The following is an 11,251-nucleotide window of genomic DNA, read 5'->3' as shown; positions in this document are numbered from 1 at the left end:
TCCAAGCGGTTCGACGAGTCCTACAAGGAGCTCGACAAGGGTGGCAAGCAGGTCATGGAGGGTCTGACCGGCATCGGCGAGTACCTCAAGCAGGCTGCCGAGGCGCTGCGCAAGACCGACGAAGAGCTCGCGAACGCCCTGAACAAGTAGTCCCGTGGCCGACCTCGTAGTCACGTCGGTCGCCGTCGACGACGCCGCTGTACAGCTCAAGAGCATCCTGGACGAGCTCGAGAACATGAGCGAGCTCTGGCAGGACGGCGACATCTGGGGTCACCGGACGCTGGAAGGCGCCATGGACGACTTCATCGACAGCTGGTGGGTCAAGCGGGAAAAGCTCCAGGACAACATCAAGGACCTCCAGGGCAAGATGGAGAAGGCCGCCGAGACCTGGGGCGAGACCGAGATTCAGCTGGCGAAGTCGCTCGAGGGCGAATAGGGCCTCGCAGAACAGAAGGAGACTCGATGAGCGCCGCCCGCGTGGGTGAGTGGCATCTGCTGGACTATGACGACGACCCTGTGCCGGCCGAGGCATCCGGTCTGGACGCGGTGATCAAGCACTACAAAGAGATCGCCGAGATGATGACCACGCAGGCGGCGCTCCTCAAGAAGATCGGCGACGGCGACGAGACCCTGCTCAAGGGTGAGTCGGCCGACGCGATGCGCAAGCGTGCCCGGGAGAGCCACGAGGCCCTGGGCAAGGCGGCCGGCCGGTACGACGACGTGCACTCAGCACTGGTGGCGTACCAGCCGGAGCTGGAGACCGCGCGCTCGGAGACCGGCAAGGCCCTGGCGAAGGCCCAGGACGCGTCGACCGCTCAGCGCGGCGCCGAGGGTATGGAAGACCCGGTGAACGCGGACCGGCCGGACGACGCGCCGCCGCTCACCGAGAAGGAGAAGCAGGCGTCGCAGAAGCGAACCGACGCGATCAACGGCGCCAAGGGCGACCTCGCGGCGGCCAAGGCCATCGCGGTGGCGGCGATGGAAGCGCTCGCGACGGCCGCCCAGACGGCGTCGAACAAGATCCGCGAGAACTGGGGCGACGACGGCCTGAAGCACAGCGGCTGGGAAGCGTTCGTGCACGGCTTCAACAAGTTCATCAAGAAGCTCGTCGAGGTACTGAGCTGGATCGGCATGGCCCTGGCGATCCTGGCGATCCTCATCCCGGGGGTGGGCGCCCTCGCCATGGCCGCGCTGATCGTCGCGGGGATCGGCCTGGTCTTCAGCTTCATCCTGGCCGTCCAGGGCGAGGACAGCTGGGTCAACGTCATCATGGGCGCCCTCGGTTTCCTCACCCTCGGGGTCGGCGCGCTGGCGATGAAGGTCGCTCAGGGCGCACTGAACTTCACGAAGATCATGAGCAAGTTCACGCAGTTCATCCCCAAGGCGGGCAGCTGGGTGGCCGGACCGGGCGGTGCCTTCCGGTTCGTCCCCAACTTCACCAAGATCAGCGGCACCAACTGGAGCACGTTCTTCGGCAAGCTCAACCCGAGCACCTGGGACATCCTCCGCAACCCCATGAAGTTCTGGAACCTCAAGGACGTCGTGGGCCTCCCGAGCATCGAAGCGCTGAAGAACCTCAAGGCGCTCAGCATCGTCGGCAACATGGGGGTCTCGGGCGGCGTCAAGGCCTGGGTCTACTTCGCCGGGCCGCTGAACTTCTTCTTCGGCTTCGCCGCCGGCGCCTTCGGCCTGATCGTCCCCGAGTCGGCCATCTTCGAGGACACCGACACACGTGACGAGTGGTCCTGGAGCGACTGGGACTACAACCACAACTTCACCGGTACCCGGGAGCCGATCTAGTGGGCGCGACGACGGAAGCGGGCACGGTGGACGCCGGCCCGCAGGACTGGGCCTGGACCATCGAGCCGCCGGAGGGGTGGCTCGTGGTGCCGTCGGCCGCCACCGAGACACCCGAGCTGGTCAGCGCGTGGGAGCACGACGTCGCCGCCGCGATCCAGGCCTCGTTCGAGACGGGCGCGCGCGAGAACGGCGCCGACGAGCTGTCGGACGACGACCGCGCGCGGGTCCGCGAGGTCGCCGCCGACTCGGTCGCGAGCCTCCGGCGGTTCGCCGACGAGGTCGCGCAGGACGGGGACCGGGTGGTCGCCGCCGTCGGCGTGATGGACCGTGCCCCGGTGCCCGTGCTCGTGTCCGTCGGGGTGAACGCCCCCGACCACCCGGACGACGCGCTGATGGACGCCCTCGGTGCGACCGGCGGGGCCAACCTGTCGCCCCCGAACATCGAGTACCTCGACCTGCCGGACGGCGACGGGGTGCAGGTGACCCGGCTCGAGCTCGGCCGGAGCGGCTCCGCGTGGATGAGCCTGGCTCTCGGGCGGCGCACCGAGCACCCGGACGCGGTGGTCGACACCGTCGTGCTGTGGCGCACCAAGGACCTGTTCGCCGTCCCTGCCATGCGGGAGAGGCTCGGTGAGCTGCTCCCGGCCGTCAAGATCATCCGGAGCGAGACATGAGCGAGTCACCGACGCAGGCCCCCGCGGCCGGCGCAAAGCCGACCGACGCGTGGGTCATGCTCCTGCCGCCCGGCTGGGCGCGGTTCCCCACCGGCGAGGGGCAGCAGCGGGAGCTGGACGACGCGATCGAGCAGGTCGTCGCCCGCGCGCTGCCGGACAGCCTCCCGAGGGACAGCGCCGAGCCGTACCGGCACATGCTCCGCGACGAGCTGCACAAGAGCCTCGCCGACGCACGTGACGCCGGGACCGGTGCGGTGTACCTGCCGACCGAGACGATGGAGGGCGTGTTCGTCCCCGGCTCGATCGCCGAGATCGAGGTCGTCAGCGACGCGGGCACCGACCCGACGCAGATCGTGACCAGCATCCTGAGCGACGGCTACGAGGAGAGCGACCTGGTCGAGCTCGACGGACGGCCCGGCATCCGGGTCGTGCACACCGAGCACGGGATGCGCCGCGACGAGGACTTCCCGGAGCTGTCGGTCCGGCAGGTGCTCTACGCCGTCTCCCGGGACGAGGCCGACGGCGAGTGGCTGATCCTGTCCTTCACGACCGTGTGGAACAGCGAGAACACCGAGCGGCTGGCCGAGGCGATGGTCTTCTTCTTCGACGCCGTGATGACCACCTTCCGCTGGGCCGGCCCCGGTACGAACATCCTGAACCTGCCGGAGCGGAGCGTTCCGGGCTCGGCCTGAGCGAGCTCCTGCGCTACTTCCTTCACCACCCGGGCCTGAACCACCCGGGCCTGAACCACCCGGCGCACCACCCCTGACTGACGCGGCTCACCTGGAGCGCGACACATCTGAAGACGGAGCAACTGTGCAGCACGCACCCCGCATCGCCGCCGCTCTCGCAGCGGCGGCCCTGTTCACGACAGCCGTCACGGTTCCTCTCGCGGCCGCCGCACAGGCGGCCACCACGGGTCCCGTTCTCGTGGGCGCCGCCCCTACCGCGGTCCACGCCGGCCACCACCCCGCCACGAACCCGCTCGCCACGGCCACGAAGGACGGCGAGAAGGTCAAGTACTACGTGGTGCCGGCCAAGCCCGAGGGCGAGCAGGAGTTCCTGTTCGACATCGCCCAGCGCCTCCTCGGCGACGGCAACCGGTACAAGGAGATCTTCGAACTGAACAAGGGCCGCACGCAGCCCGACGGTGACGCCCTGGTCGACGAGACCGTCCTGCTGCCGGGCTGGGTCCTGCAGCTGCCCGACGACGCCGCGGGGGAGGGCGTCGAGACCGGCGTGCTGCCCACGGGGCCCGCGGAGGGCGCCGGCGAGCCGAGCGCCTCGCCCGAGGCGTCGGTCGCGCCGTCCGTCCCGTACTACGTGATCGGGGAGACGCCCGAGGGCGAGCCCGAGTACCTCTACCTGATCGCCGAGCGGTTCCTGGGCGACGGCGAGCGGAACACGGAGATCTTCGAGCTGAACAAGGGCCGCACGCAGCCCGACGGCGGCAAGCTCACCGACCCGGCGGTCGTGACGGTGGGCTGGGTGCTCCAGATGCCGGAGGACGCCAAGGGTGAGGGCCTGCAGAACGGCCCGCTCCCCGGCCCGAGCGCGGCGCCCGAGGCGAACGCCCCGAGCGAGGCGACGGACCCGGCCGGCGCTGACGGCTCGGGCGGCGCGGACGAGCAGTCCACCGGCGGGTCCGGGCTGGAGCCCGTCCTGATCGGCGTCGGCCTCGCCGTGGTCGCGGCGGCCCTCGTGCTGCTCGTGGTCTACGCGGTCCGCCGTTCGCGCTCCGGCCGCGCGCAGCCCTTCGACGACAGCCTGCTGCGCACCGACACGTCGGCGTCGTGGATGGTGGATCGCGCCCTGCGCGTGCTGCTCGCGTCGTGCGAGCGCGACGGCGTCGAGGTGCCGGGCATCACCGGCGTCTTCATCGAGGGCGGCGCGATGCGACTGCGGCTGGCCGGCCCGGTCTCCCCGGCGCCCGAGCCGTGGGTGGCGAACGAGGACGGCCAGAGCTGGTCGGCGCCCCTGGCGCGGCTGCAGGCGGCGCCAGCCAGCGAGGCCTCGACCGCGCGGTTCTCGCGGCTGGTGACGATCGGCGTGGCGGAGACCGGGCGGGTGCTGGTCGACTTCGCCCGCGCCCGCGGCGTCATCAGCCTGGACGGCCCCACCCGCGCGCGGCACGAGGTGCTGCGCCGCTGGCTGGGCGAGCTGACGGGCAACCCGTGGTCGAACGACCCGCGCGTGGTCATGGTCGGCAACGGCCTGCCGCAGCCGGAGCAGGTGGAGCACCTGGCGGCGATCGAGCAGGTGATCCCGGAGCTCGACGCCACCGGTGGGGGCGTGCTCGTGCTCTCGCAGGCGCCGTCCGTGGCGCAGCAGGACCTGCTGGCCGCCCGGTTCGCCGACCCGCGCTTCGCCTGGGTGGTCATCGTGCTCGGCGAGTCGACGTCGGCGAAGTGGCGGATCACCGCCGGCGACGACGGCTGGCTGCGCAGCGGTTTCCTGCCCGACGTCCGCTACACGGAGCAGACGGCGGTGCGTCGGGCCGGTGAGTGAACGACTGACAAGAGTCGCGCGCCTCTGCCTGGCGACGACCCTGGTGACCGCGCTGCTCGTCGCGCTCGTCGGCACCGTTCTCCCGGGGGTCGCCCCGGCGCTCGCGCAGGAGGACCCGGTACTGCTCTCCCAGGGCAAGCCGGCCCTGTCGTCGTCGCTCGAGAACAACGAGCACCTCGCGAGCCACGCCGTGGACGGCAACCCGAACACCCGGTGGTCGAGCGCCTTCAGCGACCCCCAGTGGATCCGGATCGACCTGGGACGACGCAGTGTCGTGCACCGGGTCGAGATCGACTGGGAGGTCTCGTACTCCACCAACTACCGGATCGAGCTGTCCGACGACGGCGAGATCTGGGAGACGCACTGGTTCGGTGCGGGCGACGGCGGCAACGACGTGCTCGACATCCTCGGTGAGGGCCGTTACCTGCGGATGTACTCCGACTCGCGGGTCGGCGAGGCGGGCAACTCCATCTGGGAGATGCGGGTCTACGGGGACCCCCCGCCGAAGCCGTCGCCGTCCCCGTCGCCGAAGAAGCCGGACCCGAAGCCGAGCGTGACGCAGCAGGCGGAGGCCACCCCGACCCCCACGCCGACGCCCGTGCCGAGCCGCAGCGGCCCGCCGGGGTCGGTGCTGTACTACGTGGTCCGGGCCACGCCCGACGACAACGTCGAGAAGCTCAACGACATCGCCGAGCGGTTCCTGGGCGACCGGGAGCGCTGGCCGGAGATCGCCGCGCTCACCGAGGGGCACCGCCAGCCCGACGGCGAGTACCTCACCGACCCGAGGACCCTGACGCCCGGCTGGGTGCTCCGTATGCCGAAGGACGCCGTGGGCGAGGGCCTGGAGTTCGGCCCGCTGCCGGGGTACGAGGGGCCGTCCCCCTCGCCGTCGGCCGCTCCCTCGCTCGAGCCGACCCCGAGCCCGGCGTCGAGCGGCGACGTGGCCGGGGCCGCGGACGCGGCCTTCTCCGTGCCGGTCGTCCCGATCCTGCTGGTCGTCGGCGGGCTGGTGCTCCTCGCGGTCCTGGGACTGGTGCCGCTGTGGCTGGTCCGCCGGCGCAAGCGGCACGAGCCGTTCGACGACAGCCTGCTGCGCACCGACACCTCGGCGGCGTGGACCGTCGACCGGGCGCTGCGGGTGCTGATGGCGGCCTGCGAGCGCGACGGCCTGGAGATACCGGGCACGACCGGGGTGTTCATCGAGGGCAGCTCGCTGCGGCTGCGGCTGACGAACCCGGCCTCGCCCGCCCCGGCCCCGTGGCAGGTGAGCGAGGACGGGCAGAGCTGGTCCGCGCCGCTGGCGAAGCTGCAGTCCGGGGCGGCGTCGGAGAGCCCGACGACCCGGTTCGCGCGGCTGGTCAACCTGGGGATGGGGGAGACGGGCCGGGTGCTCGTGGACTTCTCCGTGGCCCGTGGCGTGATCAGCCTGGACGGCCCCACCCGGGTGCGGCACGAGGTGCTGCGCCGCTGGCTGGGCGAGCTGACCGGCAACCCGTGGTCGAACGACCCGCGCGTGGTCATGGTGGGCAACGGCCTGCCCCGGCCCGAGCAGGTGGAGCACCTGGCGGGGATCGAGCAGGTGCTGCCCGAGCTGGAGGTGGGCGACGGCGGCGTGCTGGTCCTGTCGCAGGCGCCGTCCGCGGCGCAGCAGGACCTGCTTGCGGCCCGGTTCGCCGGTCCGGAGTTCACCTGGGTGGTGATCGTCCTCGGCCAGGCCCCGTCCGCGAAGTGGCGCTTCACCGCGGGCGACGACGGCTGGCTGCGCAGCGGGTTCCTGCCCGACGTGCGCTTCGACGAGCAGACCGCCGTGCGGCGGGGAGGCGAATGACATGCACGCTCTGATCACCGTGCGCCACGGCGCGCGCGAGACGCTCCTGTCCCTGGACCTGGACGAGCGCACCAAGGCGGCCGACCTGGCCGAGCGGCTGGCGGCCGAGGTGGGCGCGCCCCGCGGCAGCACCATGTACGTGGACGGCCGCGCCGTCCAGGGCTACGGGGTGCAGGACCGCTCCGTGCACGGCGACGTGGCGGCGACCGGCCCGGACGCCGAGCTGCTCGTCGCCGACTCCGGCGTGCGCGACGGCGCCGTCGTCACGTTCGCCGAGCCGGGGATCGGGAGCGCCGGCTCGGGCGGCCCCGTCGACCTGTGCGTCACGGGCGGCACGGGCACCGGCGCCGTCGTCCGCCTCGGGGTCGGCGAGTCCATCCTGCAGGTGGGTCCCGACGGCCGGGTCCGGGTCGACGAGCCGCGCGAGGGCGGGCTGGCCGCCGTCGCCGTCGTCGTGGGGCTGGACGGCGCCGTGCGCGTGCGCCGCGTGCCGGACCCGCGCTCGGTCGGCAGGCTGGTCCACCTGGACCGGTCCGAGGACCCGCTGGGCGAGGAGGAGGCCCCGTGGCCCGCGGGCACGCAGCTGCGGATCGGCCCGAGCGTGCTGACGGTGCAGGCCGCCACGCGGCCCGACGCCGACCTGCGGCCCGCCAGCGAGCCGGGGCACCTGGACTACAACCGGCCGCCGCGCCTGCTGCCGCCGATGCCCGCCACGCACTTCCGGCTGCCGGCCGAGCCCGCGGCGCCGAGCCGCAACCCGCTGCCGTGGCTCGGCATGGCGATGCCCGCGGTGCTGGGCATCGTGATGGCGATCGCGCTGAAGCAGCCGTACTACCTGTTCTTCGCCCTGGCCTCGCCGCTGATGGGCTGGGGCAACTGGTGGATGTCCAAGCGCAACGGCGTGACCACGCACAAGGAGCGGCTCAAGCAGCACGCCGAGGAGCGGGCGGCGCTGGAGGAGGAGGTCCTGGACGCGGTGCGGAGCGAGCAGCACCGGCGCCGGGTCTCCAGCCCGGGGGCCGCGGAGCTGCGCCTCATCGCCACCACGCCGACGCGGCGCCTCTGGGAGCGCCGCAGCACGGACGGCGACCACCTCACGGTCCGGCTCGGCCTCGCCGACGCCACCAGCCAGGTCGAGGTCGACGACAGCGCCGAGCCGGAGCACCGCCGCAAGACCCGCGCGACCGTCCGGTCCGTGCCGGTCACGGTGCCGCTCAAGGAGGCCGGCGTGGTCGGCCTGGCCGGCCCGGGGGACTGGCCCCGCCGCCGGGCGCGGTGGATGGTGGGCCAGCTCGGGGTGCTGCAGAGCCCGCGTGACGTGCAGGTCTACGTGCTGACCAGCTCCGAGCACGTGCAGGACTGGGCCTGGGCGGCCTGGCTGCCGCACGCCCGCCCGGCGTTCGGCCAGGACGCCGTCGCCCTGATCGGCACGACGACGGACACGCTCGCCGCGCGCGTCGCCGAGGTGAACTCGCTGATCACGCAGCGCCGCGCCGCCATGGAGGGGGCCGGCGGCAAGGTGATGTCCGGCCCGCAGGTCGTCGTGGTGCTCGACGGCGCCCGCCGCCTGCGCGCCCTGCCCGGCGTCGTGTCCATCCTGCGCGACGGCCCCGGCGTCGGCGTGAGCGTCGTCTGCCTGGACGGCGACGAGCAGATGCTGCCCGAGGAGTGCACGGTCGTGGCGCTCGCCCGCGTCGACGGCGGCATGACGCTGCGCCGGCAGGACGCCGACGACCTGCGCACCATCCTGGTCGACGAGGTGAACGACGACTGGTACGAGCCGGTGGCCCGCGCCGTCGCCGCGGTGCACGACGTGACCGCCAGCGAGGGCGAGGGCCTGATCCCCGACTCGGCGCGTCTCGTGGAGGTGCTCGACATCGAGGAGGTCGACGCCGAGCAGATGGTGGCCCGGTGGCGGATGATCTCGAGCACCGGCAAGGGCAGCACGGCCGCCGTCGTCGGCGTGTCCCTGGACGGGCCGTTCGTGCTCGACATGGTGCGCGACGGGCCGCACGCCCTGGTCGGTGGCACCACCGGCTCCGGCAAGTCCGAGTTCCTGCAGACCGTCGTCGCCTCGCTCGCCGTGGTGAACACGCCGGAGACCATGAACTTCGTGCTCGTCGACTACAAGGGCGGCGCGGCGTTCAGCCAGTGCGAGCAGCTGCCGCACACGGTCGGCATGGTCACCGACCTCGACACCCACCTGGTCGAGCGCGCGCTCGACTCGCTGCGCGCGGAGCTCACCTTCCGGGAGCACGTGCTGGCCGCCGCGGGCGCGAAGGACCTGGAGGACTACCTCGACGCGCAGGGCCGCGGGTACGTCGGCCCGACGCTGCCGCGCCTGATGATCGTCATCGACGAGTTCGCCTCCATGGTGCGCGAGCTGCCCGACTTCGTCACCGGGCTCGTCAACATCGCCCAGCGAGGCCGGTCGCTCGGCATCCACCTCATCCTCGCGACGCAGCGCCCGTCCGGCGTCATCTCCCCGGAGATCCGCGCCAACACGAACCTGCGCATCGCCCTGCGGATGACGGACAAGAGCGAGTCCAAGGACGTCATCGACGCGAACGAGGCCGCGGAGATCGCCAAGTCGCAGCCCGGTCGCGCCTACGCCCGGCTCGGGCACTCGTCGCTGGTCCCGTTCCAGTCGGCCCGCGTGGGCGGCCGGCGCCTGTCGCTGTCCGACGTCGGGCAGGTAGAGGCGCCGTTCGTGGCGCGGATCCCCGTGTCCGACCTCGGTGCCCCGGCGCCCGCCCGCCCCCGGGTCAAGCGGAGCGAGGACGTCGAGACCGACCTCGCGGCGCTGGTCGAGACGCTGCGTGAGACGGCACGCGTGGGCGGCTGGGACGACCCGCGGCGGCCGTGGCTGCCCGCGCTGCCGGACCTGCTGCCGTTCGGCCGCCTGGTGCAGCCGAGCGTCCAGTCGCAGTTCGCCTGGGCGCTGGAGGACTCGCCGTCCGACCAGCGGCAGGGTCCCGCGGTGATCGACCTGGACGAGTTCGGGCACCGGTACGTGGTGGGCGCGCCGGGCAGCGGCCGCTCGACGGTGCTGCGCACCAGCGCGTTCGCCGCGGCGAGCCAGATGTCGGTGGCCGACCTGCACCTGTACGCGATCGACTGCGGCAACGGCGCGCTGACGGTGCTCAACGAGCTGCCGCACACCGGCGCCGTCGTGCAGCGCGGGCAGGCCGAACGTGCCAAGCGCCTGCTCACGCGCCTACAGGCCGAGCTCGGGCGGCGCCAGCAGGTGCTCGCCGCCGGCAACTTCGCCAGCGTGACCGAGCAGCGTGAGCTCGCCGAACCGGGCACCCGCCTGTCGCGCGTGCTCGTGCTGATCGACCGCTGGGAGAGCTTCATGAGCACCTACGGCGAGGTCGACAGCGGCAAGCTCGTCGAGATCGTCCAAGAGCTCCTGCGCGACGGCGCGAGCGCAGGCATCCACCTGCTCGTGTCCGGCGACCGCAGCCTGCTCTCCAGCCGGATGAGCGTGCTGACCGACGACGCGCTCGTGCTGCGGCTCACCGACAAGTTCGACTACGGCATGGTCGGCATCGACCACAAGAAGCTGCCCGAGGAGATCCAGCCGGGACGTGCGTTCCGGTCGGGCAGCGGGCTCGAGGTGCAGGTGGCGATCCTCGGCGACGACCCCTCGGGCCGCGCCCAGACCGGCGCCGCCCGCGCCATGGCCGCCACGATCCGCGAGCGGGAGGACGTGGTGCCCGGCACCGGCCCCTTCCGCGTGGACGACCTGCCCTCCACGATCACGGTCGACGCCGCGTACCAGTACGTGGGTCCCGAGGCGGCGCAGCCGATGTGGGCGCTGCTCGGTGTCGGCGGCGACGACCTGACCGCGTTCGGCATGGACCTCGCCGGGGACGCGCCCGCGTTCCTCGTGGGCGGCCCGTCCAAGTCGGGGCGGTCCACGATGCTGGCCGTCATGACGGAGTCGCTGCTGCGCGGCGGCACCCAGGTGGTCATCCTGGCGCCGCGCCCCAGCGTCCTGCGCGACCTCGAGGGACGCGAGGGCGTGCGCGCCGTCCTGACCGGCACGGAGATCACCGAGGAGGACCTGGTCCCGCACCTCGCCCCCGACGGCGAGCCCGTGGTTCTCGTCGTCGACGACGGCGAGCTGGTCGCGGACGCCCCGGCCAAGACCTGGCTGCGCGCGTACCTGCGCACGGCCGCCGACAACCGGCGCGGCCTGATCCTCGGCGGCGACGCCTCCGAGGTGGCCAGCGGGTTCTCCGGCTGGCAGGTCGACGTCAAGAAGAGCCGGCGCGGCGCGCTGCTCAGCCCGCAGGACCGGTTCGACGGCGACCTCGTGGGCGCGAGCCTGCCGCGGTCGGCGGTCGCGACGCAGGTCACGCCGGGCAAGGCGCTGGTGCACCTGGGCTCGGGCGAGCTGATGACGGTGCTGGTGCCGACGCTGTAGGACTGTTGC

General features: G+C 72.7%; 7 protein-coding genes. All 7 read left to right on the top strand.

The genetic code is table 11. From position 1 onward, the window contains the following. The first annotated feature begins 154 nt into the window (after positions 1-154). The 7 genes from ACFWEJ_RS21825 to ACFWEJ_RS21795 all read left to right on the top strand — a co-directional run bounded on the left by ACFWEJ_RS21825 (position 155) and on the right by ACFWEJ_RS21795 (position 11,242). Positions 155-436 (top strand): hypothetical protein, encoded by a 282-nt coding sequence (locus ACFWEJ_RS21825; protein WP_377231287.1) that lies wholly within the window; start codon positions 155-157, stop codon positions 434-436. A 26-nt stretch (positions 437-462) separates the two neighbouring features. Continuing rightward, positions 463-1,800, top strand: a complete 1,338-nt coding sequence (locus ACFWEJ_RS21820; protein ID WP_377231286.1) for a hypothetical protein — start codon at positions 463-465, stop codon at positions 1,798-1,800. Further along, positions 1,800-2,474, top strand: a complete 675-nt coding sequence (locus tag ACFWEJ_RS21815) for a hypothetical protein (RefSeq protein ID WP_377231285.1) — start codon at positions 1,800-1,802, stop codon at positions 2,472-2,474. The genes ACFWEJ_RS21820 and ACFWEJ_RS21815 overlap by 1 nt, the downstream gene beginning before the upstream one ends. Then, the gene (locus tag ACFWEJ_RS21810) at positions 2,471-3,166 is read left to right on the top strand and encodes a hypothetical protein (RefSeq protein WP_377231284.1); all 696 of its coding nucleotides are present in this window, start codon (positions 2,471-2,473) and stop codon (positions 3,164-3,166) included. The genes ACFWEJ_RS21815 and ACFWEJ_RS21810 overlap by 4 nt, the downstream gene beginning before the upstream one ends. Positions 3,167-3,290: 124 nt before the next feature. Then, the gene (locus ACFWEJ_RS21805) at positions 3,291-4,982 is read left to right on the top strand and encodes a LysM peptidoglycan-binding domain-containing protein (RefSeq protein WP_377231283.1); all 1,692 of its coding nucleotides are present in this window, start codon (positions 3,291-3,293) and stop codon (positions 4,980-4,982) included. After that, positions 4,975-6,810: a discoidin domain-containing protein gene (locus ACFWEJ_RS21800; protein ID WP_377231282.1), complete on the top strand. Its 1,836-nt coding sequence runs from the start codon at positions 4,975-4,977 to the stop codon at positions 6,808-6,810. The genes ACFWEJ_RS21805 and ACFWEJ_RS21800 overlap by 8 nt, the downstream gene beginning before the upstream one ends. Position 6,811: 1 nt before the next feature. Continuing rightward, the gene (locus ACFWEJ_RS21795) at positions 6,812-11,242 is read left to right on the top strand and encodes an FtsK/SpoIIIE domain-containing protein (RefSeq protein WP_377231281.1); all 4,431 of its coding nucleotides are present in this window, start codon (positions 6,812-6,814) and stop codon (positions 11,240-11,242) included. Positions 11,243-11,251 lie beyond the last annotated feature (9 nt).

This window comes from Promicromonospora sp. NPDC060204, assembly GCF_042728455.1.
GTDB lineage: Bacteria > Actinomycetota > Actinomycetes > Actinomycetales > Cellulomonadaceae > Promicromonospora.
The sequence above is the reverse complement of the archived record's forward strand: the minus strand, read 5'-3'. Positions and strand labels throughout refer to the sequence as shown.